This is a genomic window from Streptomyces sp. NPDC033216 (assembly GCF_055577115.1).
In genome coordinates this window covers 77539-98033 of sequence record NZ_JBVIQK010000006.1, presented here as the reverse complement: position 1 = coordinate 98033, position 20495 = coordinate 77539, and the positions used below count along the sequence as shown (strand labels likewise).

The following is a 20495-nucleotide window of genomic DNA, read 5'->3' as shown; positions in this document are numbered from 1 at the left end:
CGGTGGTGGGCGGTAGGAGGCGCGCGTTTCGCGGGGCGGCCCGGTCTTCGGCCCGGCGGTGACCCGTACCGCGGGTTCCGGGTGCCCGACGTCGGAGCCGGGTCGGACGGCCCGGCCGGATGTCCCGCGATGAAGGGAGCGACGAGCGTCCACCGGTCAGGGCGCGGTGTCGCCGCGAGCCGTGCGGGATGAGGGCCGTGATGGTGGTGACGATCGCCGTCGCCGTGGCGACCACGGGGAACAGATGGGCCGAGGTCGACGCCCCGCCGGAGTCCGTGGCCGAACTGGACGCGGCCCGCGGCATCTGAAGCGGTCCGCAACAAGAGCCCTGAGTGGGGCGGTCGAGGCGCGGGCCCCGGTCGTTCACCTCCGCCGACCGAGGCCCGTACGCGCCTCCGGATCCGGCCGCGGCGGCGACACTCCCCCGAGCAACGCGTCGTACGCGCGCACCGTCGGGCCAGATCCGATGTTGTGATCACATCAGGCCGTACCAACGAATCGCTAACATATGGCCAACGGTTCTCACGTCGTCGCCGCGATCGCCGCAGGTCGCGGGGCTTGCAGGCGCCGGGTGGATCCGGGAAGCGGCTGGAACGCTAGCGGATTCCTGCGAGAACCGTCAGGGGCAGGGTGGCGGAACACCGCCGCTTCGGGGGCGGGAATCCGCCAACGGGGCGGGGTGTGCGCCAAGGGGCGTGACCTGGACGGGCGCGCGGAAGGGCGAGGGTCGGCGTGATGCGGCAGTACGGGCTGCGGTTCGGACTGCTTGGCCCACCAGTTCTGTACGACACCCTCCCGACCGATGCCCCGGACTCTCCCCCCGCCCCTGTTGCCGCCCTCGCCGCTCCCTTCCCCCGCAGCATCCCCAGTCCGAAGGTGCGGGCCCTGCTGGGTGCCCTGCTGCTCGACGCCGGCCGGACCGTCCCGGTCGAGTCGCTCAAGGAGGTGCTGTGGGGCGGCGCGCCGCCCGCCTCCGCGCAGGCCTCGCTGCACAACCACGTCACGCGGCTGCGCCGCATGCTCGACGATCCGGCGCGGCTGCGCACGGTGCCGCCCGGTTACCAGCTGCGGGTCGGGCACGGCGAACTCGACGTCCACGTGTTCGAGCGTCACCTCGCCACCGCACGAGGCGCGCACGCCGCCCACGACTGGGAGCGCGTGGTCGAGGCATGCGCGGCGGCGCTCGCTCTGTGGCGGGGCACCCCGCTCAGCGGACTCCCCGCCGAACTGGGCGGCTACGCCTACACCCAGCGCCTGAAGGAGGCGCGCCTGCTCCTCCTGGAATGGCGCTACGACGCCGAACTCGCCTCCGCTGAAACCGGCACCGGCACCGGCACCGGGTCCGACCGCCTCATCCCGGAACTGGCCGCGCTGGCCGCCGAACATCCGCTGCGCGAGGCCTATCACCGTCAGCTGATGCTCGCCCTGCACCGGGAGGGCCGTCGGGCCGAGGCCCTCGCCGTCCACCGTGACCTGCGCACCCGCCTCGTGGAGGAACTCGGCGTCGAACCGGGCCCGGCGGTACGCGACGCCCACCTGGAGATTCTGCGCGGCCAGGGAAGGGGCAGGGGAACCCCCCCGGTCCCCTCCCTCGTTCCCCGTCCCGCCCAGCTCCCCCCACCGCCCGCCCACTTCACCGGCCGTTGCGTCACCCTCCGCTCCCTCCGCCGCACCCTCACGACGGATCCGCCGGCCGGTGCGGGAGCCCTCGCCGTCGTCAGCGGCATGGCAGGCGTGGGCAAGAGCGCCCTCGCCCTCTCTGTCGCCCACACCCTGAAGGAACGTTTCCCCGACGGTCAGCTCTACCTCAACCTGCACGGCGCCACCCCCGGCAGGACTCCCCTCACCACGGGCCAGGCCCTCGCCGCCCTCCTTCGCGACCTCGGCACCGACCCCCGGCACATCCCCGAACACCCGGACGCCGCATCGGCGTTGCTCCGCACCCTCCTCGCGCCCACCCGCACCCTCCTGGTGCTGGACGACGCCGCGCACGCCGCGCAGGTGCGCCCGCTGCTGCCGGCCGGACCCGGCTGTGCGGTGATCGTCACCAGCCGCTCCCCACTCACCGCCCTCGACGGCGCCCACCGCTTCCCGCTCGCGCCCCTCTCCGAGGAGGACAGCGCGGCCCTGCTGCGGGCCGTGTCGGGACGCGAAGGTCTCGGTCCCGGGCACCCCCTCGTCGGCCTCACCGGCCGCCTTCCGCTCGCCCTTCGCGTCGTCGCGGCCCGCCTCGCCGCGCGCCGGGCACTCGCCCCGGACGTCCTGGCCGGTCAACTCGCCGAGACCGGCGGTCGTCTGCACCATCTGGAGTACGACGACCTCAGTGTGCGTCGCTCCCTCGCCGTCGCGCACGACGCGCTCGCCGCCTCGGACCGCGAGGCCGACCGCGGTGCCGCCCTGGCACTCCGCCACGTCGGCGCCCTCGACCTGCCCGCCTACGGCGTGCCGCTGCTCGCCCGTCTCACCGCCACCGACGAGCGCCGCGCCGAGGCAGCCCTCGATCGCCTCGTCGACGTGGCCCTGCTGGAGGAGACGGCGTACGGCCGCTACGTCCCCCACGATCTCGTGCGGGACTTCGCTCGCGAGCTGGCGGAGAGCGGGGGCCGCGACGGCAGCGCCGACGACGCGACGCCGAGGACGGCCGCCCTGTGCTGGTACGCCGCCGTCGCCGAACGCGCCCTGACCGCCATCGTCGAACCGGGCCTCGACCAGGACGACCGCCGCCTGCCCACCGCCGCCCAGCCGCCCGGGCACGCGGCCCATGTGCGGGACGTGCCGCCCTTCACAGGCCCCGAGGAGGCTTTCGCCTGGGGAGACAGCGAGCTGGAGAACATCGTCGCGCTCGTGGAGGGCGGCACGTACGGCACCGGCAAGCGACCCCGCGGCGGCCGGGACCAGGCGTCCGGCACCGGGGCCGACGAGGCACCCCTCGTCTCCACCCTGCTGCGCCTGATCTTCCCCTACCTCCACCGCAGCGGTCGGGTCGCCGAGATGGAGGTCCTCGGACGGACCGCCCTGCGGACGGCACGCGCACTCGGCGACGCGGCCGCCGAGGCCTACGCGCTGGGCGATCTCGCGGGCCTGCGCTTCCTCACCGGCCGCCAGAAGGACGCCCTCGCGCTCACCGACCGGGCCCTGACGATCTGGCGGCGCCTCGACCGGCGCTCCTGGATCAGGCGCTGCCTCAACAACCGAGGCCTGCTGCTGGAGGGCCTGGGCCGCTACGAGGAGTCCGGCCTCGCACTGCGGCAGAGCCTGGAGTACTCGCGCCGGCTCGACGACCGGCACGGCCAGGCCGTCACCCACAGCCACCTCGGCAACCTGTACGAGCACACCGACCCGCGCGCCGCCATCGAGCAGCACCGGCTCTCGCTGGCCATCGGCGATGAGATCGGGGCCGTCCTCGTCCAGCACTCGGCGCACTGCAACATCGGCTACGCCCACCTCACCCTGGGCGAACCGGCCGCCGCCCGTCCGCACTTCGAGGAAAGCCTGCGCATCCTCGGCGGCCACGGCGACTGGCACGGCGAGTCCCAGACGCGGCTCGGCCTGGTCCGCGCACTGCGTCTGCTGGGCCGCACGGAGTCCGCCGCCCGCGAGTGCGCCGAGCTGCTGCGCGGCGCCGACGCCCGCGCCGACCGCTACACCGGCGCGCTCGCCCGCCACCAACACGGACTCCTGCTGCGCGAGCAGGGCGACAGGGAGCGGGCGCGGGAGGAGTGGCGGCGGGCGCTGGCCGCGCTGGACGGTACGGACGAGAAGGCCGTTGTGGGGCAGCTGAGGGAACTGCTCGCCGGGGCGGGGTGATCACTTGGCGTCGGCATAGCACCGCACGACGGCCGTGGTGAACGGGAAGCGCACCGGCGTCCGCCCGAACGTCAGCCGTCCGGCCAGGTCCGACGCCTCCCGGATCGCGGCGACGACCGTCTCGGTCTCCTCCTCGGGACAGTGCACGATCACCTCGTCGTGCTGGAAGAAGACCAGCTCGGCGGCCATGTCCGCGCACGTCCGCCGCAGCGCGGCGAGCAGCAGCAGGGTCCAGTCGGCCGCGCTGCCCTGGACGACGAAGTTGCGGGCGAAGCGGCCTCGGGCGCGGGCGTCGCTGGAGGCGTAGCCGGGCACCCACTGCCGGGCCTCGGGCGGGTCCTCGTCCGCGGACGGGATGCCCGCCTCCTCCGCCGCGCCATCCCCGGCCGCGGGCGGGCAGGTCCGCCCCAGCCAGGTCCGCACCAGCCGGCCTTCCTCGCCGGCCCGCGCGGCGTCGTCGACGTACGCCACCGCGCGCGGGAAGCGGCGGCGCAGCGCGGCGAGGTTCTTCAGTCCGTCGCCGGAGGTCTGGCCGTAGACGGCGCCGAGCACCGCGAGCTTGGCCTGGGCACGGTCGCCGGAGAACGCGCGCTCGGAGACCGCCTGGTAGAGGTCGCTCTCCCGGCCGGCCACCTCCATCAGCCCCGGATCGCGCGAGATCGCGGCAAGGACGCGGGGCTCCATCTGGTCGGCGTCGGCGACGACGAGCCGCCAGCCGGGGTCGGCGATCACGGCCCGCCGGATCACCTTGGGGATCTGGAGGGCGCCCCCGCCGTTGGTCACCCAGCGGCCGGTGACGGTGCCGCCCGCGAGGAACTCGGGGCGGAAGCGGCCGTCGCGCACCCAGTCCTGGAGCCAGGACCAGCCGTGCGCGACCCAGACGCGGTACAGCTTCTTGTACTCGATCAGCGGCTTCACGGCCGGGTGGTCGAGGGACTCGATCTCCCAGCGGCGGGTGGACCTGACCCTGATGCCGGCCTGCCCGAACGCCTTGACCACGTCGGCGGGCAGGTCCGGCCGCACCCGGCGCCCGAAGGCCGCCGAGACCTCGTCCGCGAGTTCCGCGAGGCGCCGGGGCTCACCCCCGCCCGCGTACCGCTCGCCGAGCAGGTCGTGCAACACCTCGCGGTGGACGTCGGCGCTCCAGGGCAGGCCCGTGCGGTTCATCTCGGCGGCCACCAGCATCCCCGCCGACTCGGCCGCCGTCAGCAGCCGCATCCGCTCCGGGTGCTCCGCCCGGTCGTGGCGCCGCTGCTGCTCAGTGTAGACCGCGACGAGGTCGGCCAACGGGAGGGCGGTGGCCTGCGGCTCGAACAGCGGGGACTGCGCGCCGGGCTCGGCGGCGCGCAGCGGCGGGTCGGGAGGGACGGGACCGCCCCGCAGCCGGGCCAGGGCGGCGGCGGCCGAACGGGGCTCGCCGTGCCGGCCCTCGTGGCCGAGGAGGAGCGTCTCGGCGTCCTCGACGTCGTAGCACCGCTCGACTCGCACCCCCGCGGCGAGCAGACGCGGATACACCTCCGCCGTGGACCGCCAGACCCACCGGCTGACGTCCGGCCGGGAGCGGACCGCGGCCGCCAGGTCCGGTTCCCGGACCACGGGGCCCGCGGGCATCCCGTCCGGACCGAGGGCGGCCACTTCCGCGCCACCACCCTCGGCCGGAGCGAGTGCCCAGCGTTCGGCCATGCGGCGAGTCTCGCAGGAGGGTCTGACAACGGCCCGGACAGTGCGGGAGGAGGGCGGGGACGTGGGGGCGGCGTGTGCGGGGGGCGCTGTGGACGGCCGAGCACGCCGCATCCCTCAGGCCTCCGCCCCGTCCTCCCGCGCCCGCGGGGTCCGGATCTCGGCCAGCGTCTCCTCGACATACCGCTCGACGCCCGCCTTGTCGACGCCCAGCCCGCTGAGGACGCCCTCGCCGTTCTCGAACTCCAGCAGGGCCAGCAGGATGTGCTCGGTGCCGATGTAGTTGTGGCCGAGGCGCAGGGCCTCGCGGAAGGTGAGTTCGAGGACCTTCTTGGCGTCCGAGCCGTAGGGGACGAGTTCGGGTACCTCGTCGGCGGCGGGCGGCAGCGCGGCGGTCGCGGCCTCGCGCACGGCCTCCGTGGTGACGCCCTGCGCGGCGAGCGCCCTCATCGCGAGCCCCTCGGGCTCGGCGAGCAGGCCGAGGACCAGGTGGGCGGGCCGGCCCTCGGAGTTGCCCGCCGTCTTGGAGGCGCTGTGGGCGGCCATGACGGTGTTCCGCGCGCGCGGGGTGTACCGGCTGAAGCCCTGGCTGAGGTCGAGGTCGGCCGACTCCTTCGGCACGAACCGCTTCTGCGCGGCCTGCCGCGTCACGCCCATGCTCCGGCCGATGTCGGTCCAGGAAGCCCCGGAACGCCGGGCCTGGTCGACGAAGTGACCGATCAGGTGGTCGGCGACGTCCCCGAGGTGCTCGGCGGCGATGACGGCGTCCTGGAGCTGTTCCAGGGGCTCCGGGTGGACCTTTTTGATCGCGTCGATGAGGTCGTCGAGACGGATGGAGGAGGTGGGATCCTGTCGGGAAGTCATGCGTCAACCGTAAGTTGACACCCTCAAGGTGTCAACCCGTGGTTGACGTTCCCGTGCCGCCGTGCGTGCGTGGCACGATCCATGCGTGAGCAGCACGCCCAGCACCGTCGAACGCGCCTTCCAGGCAGCCCTCTACGACGACACCGACACCGCTCTCGACACCGGCGCGTCCCTGCTGGCCGCCGACCCCGCCGCGGACGCCGAAGTCGAGCGGCGCGGCGAGGAGTTCCTGGCGGCCGCGTGGCGCCGCGGCTGGCAGCCCGCGGACCTCGTACGGCTCGTGCGCCGCGACCTGGAGGACACGCACGTACGGCTGCTCTCGGCGCTCGTCCGCGCCCAGGCGCCGCACGACCGGGCGCGCGGTCGGCGCTGGTCGGCCCAGCTGGAGGAGTTGCCGCCCGCCGACCCCTCACTCCGTAGGGGCGACCGCTTCTCGCACGCGACGGCGGTCCTGGAGCTCTACCGGCTGCTGTTGCGGCTGCCGACCCTCGAACCCCTCCAGGAGGCGAGCGGACAGCAGCGTTCCGACTCCCGCATGCTCACCCGTATCCGCGCGCTGCTCGCCAAGGCGGAGGCGACCGGGTTTCCCGAGGAGGCGGAGGCGCTCACCGCGAAGGCGCAAGAGCTGATGGCCCGGCACAGCGTCGACGAGGCGCTGCTCGACGCGGCGGCCCCGGCACCGGATGCCCCCGGCGCCCGCCGCATCGGCGTCGAGCCGCCGTACGAGCAGGCCAAGGCGGTGCTGCTGGACGCGGTCGCCGGGGCGAACCACTGCCGGGCCGTGTGGAACGAGCCCTTCTGTTTCTCCACGGTCGTCGGCTTCGAGGCCGACCTGGAGGTGGTGGAGCTGCTCTACACCTCGCTCCTGGTGCAGGCCCGGACCGCGATGACGAAGGCGGAGGCGGCACAGCGGGCGGGCGGCCGCAGACGCACGAAGACGTTCCGCCAGTCCTTCCTGGCCGCCTACGCCCATCGGGTGGGCACCCGCCTGGCCGCCGCGGCCGACACCCCGGTCACCGCCGACCTCCTGCCCGTCCTGGCCTCCAGGGAGGTGGCGGTCACGGCTGCCACGGACCGCCTGTTCCCTCGGACGACCACCACCCGCCTGCGAGGCGTCACCGACGAAGCGGGCTGGACACAGGGCGCGGACGCGGCGGACCGGGCCCAGGTCCACACCCGCCCGCACCTGCCCTGACGGGAGCTCCGGCCGACCGCGGTGTGGGCACGCACGCGCGCGCGTACTCACACCGCGCCCAAGCGGCGCCGAGCCCGGAACCGGTCCGCTGCAACCGGTCCGCTGGAACCGAACTGGTCCGCTCACAACCGGTCGATCAGGAACCGTTCCGCCCGACGCCGTTCCGCCGGAGGTGGTCCGCCGCCATCAGTCCGCCGAACTCAGTCCCCCGCCACCTGGAAGGCGCTCACCGACGCGTCCGGCTTGTCGCCCTCCTTGAGGGCGACCGCGCCGTACGACCAGTCCAGGCTCTCGGTGGCCGAGGCGTCCGACAGCCCGTACGCGAGGGTCTTGACGGCGAGGCTCCCGTCGCCGTCCTCGCCGCGGACGTAGGTGATCGTGAAGGAGGCGGTGCCCTGCTCCGCGAGGGGAAGCGGCTGCGCCTCGGCGGCTTCGTCGCGGGGGACGTCGACGGTGGTCCCGCCCGCCTTCAGCACGACCTTCGGGAAGCCGTCGAGGGTGCAGTCCTTGCCGCCGTTGGTGACCGTGACGGTCACGTTGCCGGTGTCCCCGGCTGCGGGGGCGGCGTTCACGGCACCGGCTTCCGTGGTCAGGTCACCGGCGGCGCAGGCGGTGCCGGAAGGGGAAGAGGCCTTGCTCTCCCCGTCGCCGGATGCGCTGTCGTCCCCGCCCCCACAGGCGGTGAGCAGAAAGGCGGCGACGAGGGCGGTGACGGTGATCGAAGCGGCGCGCATGAGGGGTCCCTACGGTTACGTGACGGTGCTCGGAGGATCATCACGCATGCGCACCCCCTTCCGCTGCCCGCCCCCGCCCTCGTGATCGCTTCGCTATCCCAGACCGGCCGTCGGCAGCCCGGACGGCCACTGTCCGCCCTCCGCCTTGGTGTACGTCTCCGCGCCGACCGCGCCGTCCCAGGTGATCTTGAGGCTCTTGTCGTCGGCCGAGTCGACCATGCCGGTCGTCCGGTCCTTCTTCCCGCTCGTGCAGGTGAGCCGGATCATCGTCATGTCGGCTTCCTTGCCGGCGGTCCCGCTGCACACGGTCCCGCCGGTCGCGAAGAGGGCGGCCTGTTTGCCGGTGACGATCAGGGCGACGGCGCGGCCGTCCGCTGTGGCCAGCCAACTGCCCTCCAACTCACCGGAAGCCGTCACCGAACCGCTCCCGGCCGTCCCGCCGCTCCCACCCCCGGTGTCCGCGCCGGTCGTGACACTCGGCGTGGCCGAGGAGACGCCGTCGGAGCCGCCGGACCCTCCGTCGTCGCTGCACGCGGTCAGTCCCAGGGCCCCCACCAGTACGGCGGCGGTCACGGCGGTGGCCCGCACCCCCCGGCGGGACGTCCCGGGCGTGGGACGCGAGGTGGGCGAGGGGCGCGAGAAGTTCGCCGAAGTCACTGCGGGCTCCCAAGCTGTAGCCGGACGGCCGGGTCGACCGGAAGAACCGGAAAGAACCGGAAGGACCGGCAGCAAGCTACCAGCCGGGAAACAAGGACGACCCGCCTGGAAAGGAAACGGGGGACGATTCCGGAGGGGACCGTGTGGCCCGCGGAACCAGAGGACCCACCGGCGGAAACCCGATGCCCCCGCGGAATCCGGGGACCGCCCCGGCGGAAACCCGATGCCCCGGCGGAAACCAGGGCTGCCCCGGAAGGGAGACCGAGCCCGCCCCGATGAGGGACCGAGCGGTCCGCCCCGGCGGAAACCAGGGCTGCCCCGGAAGGGAGACCGAGCCCGCCCCGATGAGGGACCGAGCGGTCCGCCCCGGCGGAACCGGGAGCCCTGTGGAAGGCACCCGAGGCCACGTGCCGAAGGGAACCCCCGGTCCGCGCCTGCGGAAACCCGAGGCGAGCCCCGGAGCGAACCCCCGGTCCGCGCCTGCGGAACCGAGGCGAGCCCTGGAGCGAACCCCGGGTCCGCGCCAGCGGAACCCGAGGCCCGCCCGGTGGGACCGCCGCGCCCGCACCGGACGACTTCACCAGGAAGCCTTGCGCACCCCCGGCAGATACCCCGCGTGCGCCTGCCCCCGCAGACTCACCCGGGACAGGCCGAACGCCCGGTAGTACCCGCGCGGCCGGCCGTCCACCTGGTCCCGGTTGCGCACGCGCGTGGCGCTCGCGTCCCGCGGCTGCCTGCGGAGTTCCCGCTGTGCGGCCAGCCGCTCCGCCTCCGTCGACGAGGGCCGTCGGACGATCTCCTTCAGCTCGGCCCGCCGCTCGGCGTACCGGGCGACGACCTCCTGCCGCTTCTCGTTCTTCGCGATCTTGCTCTTCTTCGCCATCAGACACGCACCCCTCGTGCCCGGATCCGGGCGACGGCCGCCTCGACGCCGATCGCGTCGACCGTCCTGATCCCCTTCGTGCTCAGCCGCAGCCGTACCTGACGGCCCTCGCTCGGCAGCCAGTACCGCTTGGACTGGATGTTGGGGTCGAAGCGGCGCGAAGTGCGCCGGTGGGAGTGGGAGATGCGGTTGCCGAAGCCCGGCTGGGCGCCGGTCAGCATGCAGTGCGCGGACATGGGTGACGTACCTCTCCTCGAAGCCTGTCGCTAATGAATGTCATTTTCAGTAAGGTACCAGCATGGCACGCAACGAACTGCGCCCGGTCATCAAGCTCCGCTCCACGGCGGGGACCGGCTACACGTACGTCACCCGCAAGAACCGCCGCAACGACCCGGACCGTATGACCCTGCGCAAGTACGACCCGGTCGCCGGCCGTCACGTCGACTTCCGAGAGGAGCGCTGACCAGCCATGCGCAACGGAATTCACCCGTCCTACGGTCCCGTCGTCTTCCGTGACCGCGCCGCGAACCACGCCTTCCTCACTCGCTCCACGATGAGCAGTGAGAAGACGATCGAGTGGGAGGACGGCCACACCTACCCCGTGGTGGACGTCGAGATCTCCTCCGTCAGCCACCCCTTCTACACCGGCACGGCCCGCGTCCTGGACACGGCCGGCCGCGTCGAGCGCTTCGAGCGCCGGTTCGGGAAGCGGGGCGGGGCGTGAGTCTGCCGGTGGTGATCGTCGGCGGGCTGCACGCAGAGGCCCGCCGCACGACCGTCGCGCGGCTGCTCGCCGACGTCCCCGGCAGCGTGGCGCTCCACCACGACCTGGCGACGGCGGCGGCCGGCACGGTCGTCCGCACGATCAGGGACGCCGAGGGCATCCTCTTCGCGGGTGAGGCACCGCTGGTCAACGACTGTGCCTGCTGCGCCCTGCGCGAGGACCTCGTGCCCGAGCTGCTCCGTCTCGCCGACGACCCCACCATCCCGCTCGCGGTGGTCGAACTGTGGGACTCCGTCGAACCCAAGGCGATGGCCGAGGTGGTCGATGAGGGCGGCCTCACGGTCACCGGTGTGATCACCGCAGTCGACCCGGCGCTGCTGCTGCCGTACCTCGGCAACGGCGACGACCTGGCCGAGCGCGGCCTCGCCGCCGCGGCCACGGACCGACGGACCGTCGCCGACACCTTCGCCCGGCAATTGGAGTACGCCCCCGTCCTGGCCGTCGTCGACTCCCCGGACGCCGATGACGAGGACCGCGAGCTGCTGTCCCAGCTCCATCCGACGGCCCGCCGGGTCCCCGTCCGGGGCGGCCACCCAGGGGATCCGGCGGGCGCATCCGCACGTGCGGGTGAGCCGGAACCGCGTTCGCCACTCGTGGCCGCCGCCTTCGCCGGCTTCGACGTGGCGGCCGCGGCCGCGGCCCAGCACCCGGCCTGCGCGCTGCTGCCCGTTGAGGCCGACGCGCACGGCGTCACCACCTTCGTCTGGCACCGCCGCCGTCCCTTCCACCCGGAGCGGCTGTACGCGGCACTGGAGGACCTGACCTGCGCCGCCGCCCGCAGCCGGGGCCGGTTCTGGCTCGCCGACAAGCCCGACGTGCTGCTCCACTGGGACGCGGCCGGCGGCGCCCTGTGCGTGGAGTCCGCGGGGCCCTGGCTGGCCTCGCTGCCGGACGCGGCCTGGGAGATGCTCCCGCCGGTGCGCCGCGCCGCGGCCGCCATGGACTGGCACCCCGAGCACGGCGACTGCTGCCAGCACCTGGTCTTCACCTCGCCCGGCCTCGACCGCGACGGACTCGACCGGCTGCTGGAGTCCTGTCTGCTCACCGACGCCGAGTACGCCGCCGGGCGCGACGCCTGGAAGCTGCTGCCGCCCGCCTTCGACACCCTCCTGGAGGTCTGACCCGTGGCCCGCGGAAGTGAACGCAAGCCCGCCAAGCACCGGCCCAACCCGCTGGATCAGGCCGGGATCACCTACATCGACTACAAGGACACCGGCCTGCTGCGGAAGTTCGTCTCCGACCGCGGCAAGATCCGCAGTCGCCGGGTCACCGGTGTCTCGGCCCAGCAGCAACGCCGCCTGGCGCGGGCCGTCAGGAACGCCCGCGAGATGGCGCTCCTGCCGTACAGCACCCGCTGACCCCCGGCGGACCCCGGTCGTGTTCGTACGACCGCTCCCCTCCTCGACGTATGAAGCGATCGTCGTTCGTGCGAGGAGAAGCACGCTCGTCGTCCCGTGAACCTGGCGGTATGCGCCGCCCGGATACCCGCCGACCGGACGTCTCCCACGGCCTGCTCGGAGACGGGCCACCCCTCGCCCCCGCTGACGACGCCTCCGTCGCCCACGGGGGCGAGGCCGTTCCACGCGGGGGAGGCGGAGGCGGCGGCCCCTGCCCTGTTCGCGGCGGGGGGACCACGGCCACGGGGGTTTCCGCGACGGCGATGCCGCGGCCGCCGGAGGCCGTCCGCGGGGCCGCCCCGCGTACCGAGTGGACGGTCGGCGTCCGCCCAGGCGAGGAGGTGATCCGGCCACCCGCCGGGGGCCCGCTCCGGGTCGGTCGGCCGAACCACGTCCGGGACGGTGGAACATCGAGGGCACCCGGTGCGTCTCTTCCTGTGCACCAGTGGTTCGATCCGTACTACCTCTGGCGCCGCGCTGCCGCTGATCACCAGCTGATCACCCAGGTGAACCGGTGGGCCCCATGGGGAGCGGGCCTCGGGGCGCACGCAGGATGGGCCCAGGACCCGGCCCAGCGTCCGGTAAAGCGGGCGTCAAAGCTGTAACCGCTTACACACCCCGCGTGCACGTGCATCTGCTCATGCATGCGCACGTGAACAGGGTTATGATCCGGAACAGTTGACCACGGCACCTATGGCCACACGAGCCAGTGCACCACCAGGGAGCGACCTGTGGACCACGACGTTGACGGGGGGCACGACGTGTACAACGGCATGGCGGCCACACAGTTGTACGGGGTTGCCTGGCAGAAGAGCCGGCACAGCAACTCCCAAGGGTCCTGCGTCGAGTTCGCGCGGCTGCCCGGCGGGGACGTGGCCGTGCGCAACTCGCGCTTTCCGGACGGTCCCGCGCTCGTCTACACGAGGGCCGAGATCGAGGCGATGCTCCTGGGCATCAAGGACGGCGAGTTCGACCACCTGATCGCCGGCTGACGGCGGCCCGCTCCGGAGGGCGAGGTGCCGGAGAATTCGGTGCAGAAGGTGCTGTGACGCGCGTAGAACCGCAGCACCGTAAGGTGCCGCGGTTCGTCATCCGGCGGGGGTGTGCAGCCGGAACAGCGCCCAGACCACCTTGCCGCCCAGGTTCGGGGAGAGCGGTTGCCAGCCCCAGCCCTCGGCGAAGGAGTCCACGAGGAACAGGCCGCGGCCCGACTCCGCCGCGAAGTCGCCCACCTCGCGCGGCAGGGGACTGTCCTGACTGGGGTCGCGCACCGCGCACACCAGCCGCTCGGTCCACCGCAGCAGGTGCAGTCGCACGGGCGGCTGCACCTCGGGCCCGTGTGGATCGGCGTCGGGCGACAGTCCATGCCGCAGGGCGTTCGTCACCAGCTCCGAGACGACCAGGCATATGTCGTCGAACCGCTCGTCGACGTCCCACTGGCCGAGGGTTCTCCGGGTGAACTGCCGGGCCTCGCGCACCGCCTCGAAGCGGGTCGGCAGAGCGCAGGAGGCCGCGTCGGACACGGCCGCGGGATCAAGCGGCGGAAGGCCCTGCCGTAACGGCTCGAGCATGGTCGATCCATTCGTCCCCATGCGAGGCACTCCCGGTAGTCGCGGTCGTTGCGATGCAGCGGTGGCGCGGGACCATGGTTTCCGATGCGAAGGGCAGATGCAAGGGCAGATGCACGTGCACGTGACCGAAATGGACCCGCGCGTACCGCTTCTTGGCCATTTTTTCCGCCATCTTCTTGTGGTTGGCGAGCACTTCCCTTGCTTTCTCCTCACCCTCCCCAGACGCCACGCTGTGGGTACTCTTCGGCTTTTTTCCATCTCTGTAATCGGCCGAGTACTGCTCGAAGTGTTTTAGTGGCAGACTGCGGGCCCTGAGGACGGTTGGGGAGGCTGGCGAACGTGAGCGCGGGAGAGCCCGGATCGGTGGTGCGGCGGATGCTGCTCGGCTCGCAACTGCGGCGACTGCGTGAGGCACGCGGCATCACGCGGGAGGCGGCCGGGTACTCGATCCGAGCGTCGGAGTCGAAGATCAGCCGGATGGAGCTGGGTCGGGTGAGCTTCAAGACCCGTGACGTGGAAGACCTGTTGACGTTGTACGGCATCTCGGACGACGCCGAACGCCAGGCGCTCGTCGGACTCGCCCGCGAGGCCAACGTGGCGGGCTGGTGGCACAGTTACTCGGACGTCCTGCCCAACTGGTTCCCCACCTACGTCGGCCTGGAGGGCGCCGCAGCCCTGATCCGGGCGTACGAGGTGCAGTTCGTGCACGGTCTGCTCCAGACCGAGGCGTACGCGCACGCGGTCGTGCGGCGCGGGATGAAGGGCGCGAGCGCGGCTGACGTCGACCGGCGCGTGGCCCTGCGCCTGGAGCGGCAGAAGTACCTCGTCGCCGAGAACGCCCCCGACTTCCACATCGTCCTCGACGAAGCCGCTCTGCGTCGGCCGTACGGCGACCGCGAGGTCATGCGTGAGCAGCTCCAGCACCTGATCGAGATCTCCGAGCGCCCCAACGTGCGGTTGCAGATCATGCCGTTCAGCTTCGGCGGGCACTCCGGCGAGTCCGGCGCCTTCACCATCCTGAGCTTCCCGGAGTCCGACCTGTCGGACGTCGTCTACCTGGAGCAGCTCACGAGCGCCCTCTACCTGGACAAACGCGAGGACGTCGCCCAGTACGAGCAGGCGCTCAAGGAACTCCAGCAGGACAGCCCCGGCCCCGACGAGAGCCGGGACCTGCTGCGCGGACTGCTCCAGCTGTCCTAGTCCGCTCGGTCGGGGTTTCCCCTCGGGTAGCCCAGGAGTGCTCCAAGTGTTGCCCCAACTCCGTTGAAACGCACGTACGATGACGTGTGATCAGATCGTGATGCCGATCGCAGCCGATCGCAGCAGGGGATTGAGGGATCACATGTCGTCGTACTTGACCGACCTGGCCCAGCAGTACATCGACGGTAAGTGGCGCCCGGGGACTGGGTCCTGGGACATCATCGACTTCAACCCCTACAACGGCGAGAAGATCGCGTCGATCACGATAGCCACCGTGGACGAGGTCGACGAGGCCTACCGTGCCGCCGCCCGCGCCCAGAAGGAGTGGGCCGCCACCAACGCCTACGCCCGCCGCTCGGTCTTCGAGAAGGTGCTGCGGCTGGTCGAGGAGCGCGAGGCCGAGATCAGCGAGCTGCTCGTCGACGAGGCCGGCGGCACCTTCGGCAAAGCCGCCTTCGAACTCCACCTGGCCAAGGAGTTCCTGCGCGAGTCGATCCACCTGGCGCTGCGCCCCGAGGGCCGGATCATCCCCTCGCCGATCGACGGCAAGGAGAACCGCGTCTACCGCGAGCCGGTCGGCGTCGTCGGTGTGATCAGCCCCTTCAACGTGCCCTTCCTGCTGTCGCTGAAGTCGGTCGCGCCCGCACTGGCCCTCGGCAACGCTGTGGTGCTCAAGCCGCACCAGAACACCCCGATCTCCGGCGGCACCGTCATCGCCAAGCTGTTCGAGGACGCGGGCCTGCCCCCAGGCCTGCTGAACGTCGTCGTCACCGACATCGCCGAGATCGGCGACGCCTTCCTGGAGCACCCGGTGCCGCGGGTCATCTCCTTCACCGGCTCCGACAAGGTCGGCCGGCACGTGGCCACCGTCGCCGCCTCGCACTTCAAGCGGTCCATCATCGAGCTCGGCGGCAACAGCGCGTTCGTCGTCCTCGATGACGCCGACGTGGACTACGCGGTGGACGCCGCCGTCTTCAGCCGCTTCGTGCACCAGGGCCAGGTCTGCATGGCCGCCAACCGCATCCTGGTCGACCGCTCGCTCGCCGACGAGTTCACCGAGAGGTTCGTCGCCAAGGTGAGGACCCTCGAGGCGGGTGACCCGCGCAACCCGCAGACCCTCATCGGCCCGGTCATCAACTCCTCGCAGGCCGAGGCGCTTTCCGGCGTGGTCGACCAGGCCGTGGCCGAGGGCGCGACCGCCCTCCTGCACGGCGCGACCACCGGCAACCTGGTCGAGCCGTCCGTGCTGAGCGACCTCCCCGCCGACTCCGCCCTGCTCCAGCAGGAGATCTTCGGTCCGGTCGTCTTCATCAACACCTTCGACGGCGAGGAAGAGGCCGTCCGCCTCGTCAACGACACCCCCTACGGGCTCAGCGGTGCCGTCCACACCGGCGACGTCGAGCGGGGCGTCGCCTTCGCCAAGCGGATCGCCACCGGGATGTTCCACGTCAACGACGCCACGGTGCACGACGAGCCGATCGTGCCGTTCGGCGGCGAGAAGAACTCCGGCGTCGGCCGCCTGAACGGCGAGACGACCCTCGAGGCCTTCACGACGACGAAGTGGATCTCGGTCCAGCACGCACGCAGCCAGTTCCCCTTCTAGGTCTTCGCGGCCTGCCGTGGGCCGCTCCGCCGTTCCGGCCGGTTCCCGCCTCGGGCCTGCCGTGGGCCGCTCCGCCGTTCCGGCCGGTTCCCGCCTCGGGCGCCGGCCGGTTCCGCTTCGCTCCCCGCCCGTTGCCCCCGCGGGTCGCGGGCGGCCTAGTCTGGACGCCATGTCAGCGATCCGTCTCCTCGTGCTGGGCTCGGTGCGCCAGCACGGGCGGGCCCACGGCTATCAGGTGCGCAACGACCTGGAGTACTGGGGCGCCCACGAGTGGTCCACCGCCAAACCGGGCTCGATCTACCACGCCCTGAAGCAGATGGCGAAGCAGGGACTGCTGCATGCGCACGAGGTCGCCCCGTCCACTGTCGGCGGCCCGCCCCGCACCGAGTACGAGATGACCGAGCGGGGTACCGAGGAGTACTTCCGGCTGGTGCGCGAGTCGCTGACCTCCTACGACCAGAAGATGGACGTGAAGTCGGCGGCCCTCGGCTTCATCGTCGACCTGCCCCGCGCCGAGGCGGTGTCGCTGCTGAAGGAGCGGGTCCGGCGCATCGAGGAGTGGCGCTCGGCCGTCACCGAGCACTATCTGCCCGAGGAGGGACCGGAGCGGTTGGGGCACATCGGCGAGATCATGAACCTCTGGGTGCACACGGCGGACGCCGAGGCGGAGTGGACCCTGGGCCTGATCGCGCGCGTCGAGGGCGGGGCCTACACGTTCTCCGGTGAGGGCGAGCCGTTCGTCGGCGTCCTCGCGGAGGACCAGGACAACCCCTACGCGTCGGGGGAGCGACACCCCGAGGACGATTACTAATCAAGTTTGACGACGGGCGTCGGCGCGGTTAGCTTGGGGGATAGTAGTCAAGTTTGACTAACAAGGGTGTGGGGGTGCGGTACATGGCCGACGCGGCGATCACCGTCGAGGACGTACGCAAGAGGTACGGCGACAGGCAGGCTCTGGACGGGCTCGACCTCACCGTGGCGCGCGGCACGGTGCACGGGGTGCTCGGCCCGAACGGCACCGGCAAGACGACCCTGGTCAGGATCCTGTCCACGCTGCTGCGGCCGGACTCGGGCCGGGTCGAGGTGGCCGGGCACGACGTGGTGCGCCGGGCCCGCGAGGTCCGCCCGCGCATCGGCCTGCTCGGCCAGCACGCGGCACTGGACGAGGATCTGGGCGGCCGTCAGAACCTGGAGATGTTCGGTCGTCTCCACCACCTGGGCGCCCGCCGCGCGCGAGGGCGCGCGGACGAACTGCTGGAGCGCTTCGCGCTGGGCGACACCGGCCGCAAGCCGGTGCGTGCCTACAGCGGGGGCATGCGGCGCCGCCTGGATCTCGCCGCGTCCCTGATCACGGACCCGGAGGTGTTGTTCCTGGACGAACCGACCACCGGTCTCGACCCGCGCGGCCGAGCCGAGGTGTGGTCCGCGGTCCGCTCCCTGGTCGGTGCCGGCACCACGGTCGTGCTCACCACCCAGTACCTGGAGGAGGCCGACCAGCTCGCCGACCGCATCTCCGTCGTGGACCGGGGCCGGGTCGTCGCCGACGGCACCGCGGACGAACTGAAGGCGCTCACCGGCGCCGACCGCATCGACCTCGTCCTGCGCGACGAGGGACTGCTGGGCGCCGCGCTCGCCCTGCTGCCCATGGCCGAGGAGGAGATCTCCGTCGACCCCGACCGCCGGCTGCTCAGTGCCCCGGTCACCGACCGCATGGCCGCCCTCTCCGCCGTCGTCCGCGGCCTGGAGGAGGCCGGCATCGAGGCCGAGGACGTGGCCCTGCGCCGCCCCACGCTGGACGAGGTCTTCCTGCACCTGACCGGGCAGGAAGACCGTACGAAGGAGGCCGTGTGAGTACGTACGCGCTGACCGATTCCTGGACCATGACCCGGCGCGAACTCGCCCACTGGGCACGGCAGCCGGGCCGGCTGGTCGTGGGGCTGGTCTTCCCGGTGATGCTGCTGCTGATGTTCGCCTATCTCGTCGGCGGCGGCCGCGGGGTGAACGGCGACTACCTCGACTACCTGATGCCCGGCATGCTCGCGCTCACCATGGCCTTCGGCCTGGAGGGCACGATGCTCGCCGTCACCCAGGACCTCAACAAGGGCGTCATCGACCGCTTCCGCTCCATGCCGATGGCCGACGGCGCGGTCCTGGTGGGCCGCTCGGCGGCGGACATGCTCCAGTCGGCACTGGGCCTGGCGGTGCTGATCGGCGTCGGCTGCGCGCTCGGCTGGCGCGCCCAGGGCGGTGCCGGTGCCTTCCTGGGCGGCGTGGGTCTTCTCCTGCTGCTCCGTTTCGCGATGCTGTGGATCGGCATCCTGCTGGCGCTGGTGGCCGGGAAGCCTGAGATGGTCCAGGCCGTGCAGATCCTCATCTGGCCGGTCGGCTTCCTCTCCAACGCCATCGCCACCCCCGACTCCATGCCGGGCTGGCTGGGCACGGTCGTCGAGTGGAACCCGATGTCACGGACGGCGACCGCCGTCCGTGACCTGTTCGGCCCGGCGGGTGAGACGGGCGGCGTGTGGCCGGCCGTCGTCTGGCCGCTGGTCCTGCTCGCTGTCTTCTTCCCGCTCGCGGTAGGCCGGTTCGGGCGCATGAGCCGCTGACTCAGTGGTGGAAGCCGGTGGCCGCCTCCTTGTTCCGCGTCAGGGGGTGCGGCTGCCGGCGCAGCTCCGGCAGCAGCCGCGTCAGATCGTCCACGAACAGGTCGGCGAGGTCCGACGAGAACCCGTTGCGGCACACGACCCGCACGACGGACAGATCCTCGCGGTTCGGCGGGAAGGTGTACGCCGGCACCAGCCAGCCGTGCTCACGCAGCCGCCGGGAGATGTCGAAGACGTCGTAGGACTCGACACCGGGGGCCGTGGTGAAGGCGAAGACGGGCAGTTGGTCGCCCCGGGTCAGCAGCCGGAAGTCCTCGAGCGCCTCCACCCGGTCGGCGAGGCCCCGGGCGACCTCGCGCGTGGACCGCTGAACGGCCTGGTAGCCCGCGCGGCCCAGCCGCAGGAACGTGTAGTACTGCGCGACGACCTGGGCGCCGGGCCGCGAGAAGTTCAGCGCGAAGGTCGGCATGTCGCCGCCCAGGTAGTTGACGCGGAAGACCAGTTCCTCGGGCAGGGCGTCCCTGTCGCGCCACAGGGCCCAGCCGACGCCGGGATAGACCAGCCCGTACTTGTGTCCGGAGGTGTTGATCGACGCCACGCGCGCGAGGCGGAAGTCCCACACGAGGTCCTCGTCCAGGAAGGGCGCGATCATCGCGCCGGACGCCCCGTCCACGTGCACCGGGATGTCCAGGCCGGACCGCTCCTGTAGGGCGTCCAGGGCCGCGCACAGCTCGGCGATCGGCTCGTAGGACCCGTCGAAGGTGGAGCCGAGGACGCCTACGACCCCGATGGTGTTCTCGTCGCACAGCTCGGCGGCGGCCTGCGGGTCCAGGTGGAAGCGCTCGCCCTCCATGGGCACCAGGCGGGCCTCGACCTCCCAGAAGTTGCAGAACTTGTCCCAGCAGACCTGGACATTGACCCCCATGACCAGGTTCGGCCGGGCGGTCGGGTCGGCCTTGCGTTTGCTCCACCGCCGCTTGAGGGCCATCCCGGCGAGCATGCACGCCTCGCTCGACCCGGTCGTCGAGCAGCCGACGGCCGCCGACGGATCAGGTGCGTGCCACAGGTCGGCGAGCATCGCCACGCAGCGGCGCTCCAGCTCCGCGGTGCGCGGGTACTCGTCCTTGTCGATCATGTTCTTGTCTCTGCACTCCGCCATCAGCACCCCGGCCTGAGGCTCCATCCACGTGGTGACGAAGGTGGCCAGGTTCAGCCGCGAGTTGCCGTCCAGCATCAGCTCGTCGTGCACCAGCTGATACGCCGTCGAGGGCGGCGTCGGGCCGTCCGGCAGCCGGTGCTTGGGCGGCGCCTCGGTCATGCCGCTGACCGGGTCCGCCTCGCCGTAGAAGGGGTTCACGGACAGGGAACGCTCGTCTCGCTTCGCGGGGCCTTCGTGCAGGGCCATGGACTGCTCCTGTCGGGGGTCGGGTGGTGTCGTGCTGGTGGTCGGTGTGCGGGCGGTGCACCGTCCGGGTCGGGGGACGGCTGGCAGTCGTGCCGCGACTCCTTCCCGGCCG

Annotated in this window: 20 protein-coding genes; 12 read left to right on the top strand and 8 right to left on the bottom strand. The window is 72.2% G+C overall.

The window, feature by feature from the left end:
* Window positions 1–735 precede the first annotated feature (735 nt).
* Window positions 736–3807 carry an AfsR/SARP family transcriptional regulator gene (locus tag ACZ5Y0_RS14330; protein WP_469128966.1) on the top strand — a complete coding sequence of 1024 codons (3072 nt, stop codon included), beginning with the start codon at window positions 736–738 and terminating at the stop codon, window positions 3805–3807.
* On the opposite strand, the gene ACZ5Y0_RS14325 is transcribed toward ACZ5Y0_RS14330, so the two are convergent.
* Both ACZ5Y0_RS14325 and ACZ5Y0_RS14320 read right to left on the bottom strand, forming a co-directional pair.
* Entirely contained in the window at window positions 3808–5490 is a 1683-nt protein-coding gene (locus tag ACZ5Y0_RS14325) for a bifunctional 3'-5' exonuclease/DNA polymerase (protein ID WP_469128965.1), read from the bottom strand.
* Between the two features lie 114 nt (window positions 5491–5604).
* A complete protein-coding gene (locus ACZ5Y0_RS14320; protein ID WP_469128964.1) occupies window positions 5605–6351 on the bottom strand; it encodes a Clp protease N-terminal domain-containing protein in 747 nt (248 codons plus the stop codon).
* 85 nt (window positions 6352–6436) lie between these two features.
* Between ACZ5Y0_RS14320 and ACZ5Y0_RS14315 the strand changes: the two genes are divergently transcribed.
* The gene (locus ACZ5Y0_RS14315; RefSeq protein WP_469128963.1) at window positions 6437–7546 is read left to right on the top strand and encodes a DUF2786 domain-containing protein; all 1110 of its coding nucleotides are present in this window, start codon (window positions 6437–6439) and stop codon (window positions 7544–7546) included.
* Between the two features lie 200 nt (window positions 7547–7746).
* Here ACZ5Y0_RS14315 and ACZ5Y0_RS14310 read toward each other — a convergent pair whose 3' ends face one another.
* From ACZ5Y0_RS14310 to rpmB, 4 genes are all read right to left on the bottom strand, one after another.
* Window positions 7747–8280, bottom strand: coding sequence for a DUF4232 domain-containing protein (locus ACZ5Y0_RS14310; protein WP_469128962.1), 534 nt, complete (start codon window positions 8278–8280; stop codon window positions 7747–7749).
* A gap of 93 nt (window positions 8281–8373) precedes the next feature.
* Entirely contained in the window at window positions 8374–8937 is a 564-nt protein-coding gene (locus tag ACZ5Y0_RS14305; protein ID WP_469128961.1) for a hypothetical protein, read from the bottom strand.
* Between the two features lie 577 nt (window positions 8938–9514).
* The gene (gene rpsN, locus ACZ5Y0_RS14300; RefSeq protein WP_469128960.1) at window positions 9515–9820 is read right to left on the bottom strand and encodes a 30S ribosomal protein S14; all 306 of its coding nucleotides are present in this window, start codon (window positions 9818–9820) and stop codon (window positions 9515–9517) included.
* Window positions 9820–10056, bottom strand: a complete 237-nt coding sequence (gene rpmB / locus ACZ5Y0_RS14295; RefSeq protein WP_469128959.1) for a 50S ribosomal protein L28 — start codon at window positions 10054–10056, stop codon at window positions 9820–9822. Before rpmB ends, rpsN begins: the two co-directional genes overlap by 1 nt.
* Window positions 10057–10118: 62 nt before the next feature.
* Here rpmB and rpmG point away from each other — a divergent pair, with 62 nt between their 5' ends.
* The 5 genes from rpmG (at window position 10119) to ACZ5Y0_RS14270 (ending at window position 12993) form a co-directional block, all read left to right on the top strand.
* On the top strand, window positions 10119–10283 hold the full coding sequence (rpmG, locus tag ACZ5Y0_RS14290; protein WP_030573688.1) for a 50S ribosomal protein L33: 165 nt from the start codon (window positions 10119–10121) through the stop codon (window positions 10281–10283).
* Between the two features lie 6 nt (window positions 10284–10289).
* Window positions 10290–10544, top strand: coding sequence for a type B 50S ribosomal protein L31 (locus ACZ5Y0_RS14285; RefSeq protein ID WP_469128958.1), 255 nt, complete (start codon window positions 10290–10292; stop codon window positions 10542–10544).
* Complete coding sequence (locus tag ACZ5Y0_RS14280; RefSeq protein ID WP_469128957.1) at window positions 10541–11725, top strand: CobW family GTP-binding protein; 1185 nt, start codon at window positions 10541–10543, stop codon at window positions 11723–11725. Before ACZ5Y0_RS14285 ends, ACZ5Y0_RS14280 begins: the two co-directional genes overlap by 4 nt.
* Before the next feature lie 3 nt (window positions 11726–11728).
* On the top strand, window positions 11729–11962 hold the full coding sequence (gene rpsR, locus ACZ5Y0_RS14275; protein WP_469128956.1) for a 30S ribosomal protein S18: 234 nt from the start codon (window positions 11729–11731) through the stop codon (window positions 11960–11962).
* A 770-nt stretch (window positions 11963–12732) separates the two neighbouring features.
* Window positions 12733–12993: a DUF397 domain-containing protein gene (locus tag ACZ5Y0_RS14270; RefSeq protein ID WP_355907402.1), complete on the top strand. Its 261-nt coding sequence runs from the start codon at window positions 12733–12735 to the stop codon at window positions 12991–12993.
* Between the two features lie 96 nt (window positions 12994–13089).
* Here ACZ5Y0_RS14270 and ACZ5Y0_RS14265 read toward each other — a convergent pair whose 3' ends face one another.
* Window positions 13090–13572, bottom strand: coding sequence for an ATP-binding protein (locus ACZ5Y0_RS14265; protein ID WP_469128955.1), 483 nt, complete (start codon window positions 13570–13572; stop codon window positions 13090–13092).
* A gap of 375 nt (window positions 13573–13947) precedes the next feature.
* Here ACZ5Y0_RS14265 and ACZ5Y0_RS14260 point away from each other — a divergent pair, with 375 nt between their 5' ends.
* The 5 genes from ACZ5Y0_RS14260 to ACZ5Y0_RS14240 all read left to right on the top strand — a co-directional run bounded on the left by ACZ5Y0_RS14260 (window position 13948) and on the right by ACZ5Y0_RS14240 (window position 18981).
* Window positions 13948–14772, top strand: a complete 825-nt coding sequence (locus tag ACZ5Y0_RS14260; protein ID WP_382782557.1) for a helix-turn-helix domain-containing protein — start codon at window positions 13948–13950, stop codon at window positions 14770–14772.
* Window positions 14773–14914: 142 nt separating this feature from the next.
* Entirely contained in the window at window positions 14915–16375 is a 1461-nt protein-coding gene (locus tag ACZ5Y0_RS14255; RefSeq protein WP_469128954.1) for an aldehyde dehydrogenase family protein, read from the top strand.
* 169 nt (window positions 16376–16544) lie between these two features.
* Window positions 16545–17186: a PadR family transcriptional regulator gene (locus tag ACZ5Y0_RS14250; protein ID WP_469128953.1), complete on the top strand. Its 642-nt coding sequence runs from the start codon at window positions 16545–16547 to the stop codon at window positions 17184–17186.
* An 83-nt stretch (window positions 17187–17269) separates the two neighbouring features.
* Window positions 17270–18226 carry an ATP-binding cassette domain-containing protein gene (locus ACZ5Y0_RS14245; protein WP_469129184.1) on the top strand — a complete coding sequence of 319 codons (957 nt, stop codon included), beginning with the start codon at window positions 17270–17272 and terminating at the stop codon, window positions 18224–18226.
* Window positions 18223–18981, top strand: coding sequence for an ABC transporter permease (locus ACZ5Y0_RS14240; protein ID WP_469128952.1), 759 nt, complete (start codon window positions 18223–18225; stop codon window positions 18979–18981). The genes ACZ5Y0_RS14245 and ACZ5Y0_RS14240 overlap by 4 nt, the downstream gene beginning before the upstream one ends.
* Before the next feature lies 1 nt (window position 18982).
* Here the strand turns inward: ACZ5Y0_RS14240 and ACZ5Y0_RS14235 are convergent, their stop codons facing one another.
* Entirely contained in the window at window positions 18983–20383 is a 1401-nt protein-coding gene (locus ACZ5Y0_RS14235; protein WP_469128951.1) for a glutamate decarboxylase, read from the bottom strand.
* Window positions 20384–20495: the final 112 nt, after the last annotated feature.

Excerpts from the sequence above, each read along its gene's own strand:
- ACZ5Y0_RS14330 (WP_469128966.1), top strand. The coding sequence starts at position 736 with ATGCGGCAGTACGGGCTGCGGTTCGGACTGCTTGGCCCACCAGTTCTG.
- rpsN (WP_469128960.1), bottom strand. The coding sequence starts at position 9,820 with ATGGCGAAGAAGAGCAAGATCGCGAAGAACGAGAAGCGGCAGGAGGTC.
- ACZ5Y0_RS14245 (WP_469129184.1), top strand. The coding sequence starts at position 17,270 with ATGGCCGACGCGGCGATCACCGTCGAGGACGTACGCAAGAGGTACGGC.
- ACZ5Y0_RS14285 (WP_469128958.1), top strand. The coding sequence starts at position 10,290 with ATGCGCAACGGAATTCACCCGTCCTACGGTCCCGTCGTCTTCCGTGAC.
- ACZ5Y0_RS14235 (WP_469128951.1), bottom strand. The coding sequence starts at position 20,383 with ATGGCCCTGCACGAAGGCCCCGCGAAGCGAGACGAGCGTTCCCTGTCC.
- rpmG (WP_030573688.1), top strand. The coding sequence starts at position 10,119 with ATGGCACGCAACGAACTGCGCCCGGTCATCAAGCTCCGCTCCACGGCG.
- ACZ5Y0_RS14320 (WP_469128964.1), bottom strand. The coding sequence starts at position 6,351 with ATGACTTCCCGACAGGATCCCACCTCCTCCATCCGTCTCGACGACCTC.
- ACZ5Y0_RS14260 (WP_382782557.1), top strand. The coding sequence starts at position 13,948 with ATGCTGCTCGGCTCGCAACTGCGGCGACTGCGTGAGGCACGCGGCATC.
- rpmB (WP_469128959.1), bottom strand. The coding sequence starts at position 10,056 with ATGTCCGCGCACTGCATGCTGACCGGCGCCCAGCCGGGCTTCGGCAAC.
- ACZ5Y0_RS14250 (WP_469128953.1), top strand. The coding sequence starts at position 16,545 with ATGTCAGCGATCCGTCTCCTCGTGCTGGGCTCGGTGCGCCAGCACGGG.
- ACZ5Y0_RS14310 (WP_469128962.1), bottom strand. The coding sequence starts at position 8,280 with ATGCGCGCCGCTTCGATCACCGTCACCGCCCTCGTCGCCGCCTTTCTG.
- ACZ5Y0_RS14265 (WP_469128955.1), bottom strand. The coding sequence starts at position 13,572 with ATGCTCGAGCCGTTACGGCAGGGCCTTCCGCCGCTTGATCCCGCGGCC.
- ACZ5Y0_RS14325 (WP_469128965.1), bottom strand. The coding sequence starts at position 5,490 with ATGGCCGAACGCTGGGCACTCGCTCCGGCCGAGGGTGGTGGCGCGGAA.
- ACZ5Y0_RS14255 (WP_469128954.1), top strand. The coding sequence starts at position 14,915 with ATGTCGTCGTACTTGACCGACCTGGCCCAGCAGTACATCGACGGTAAG.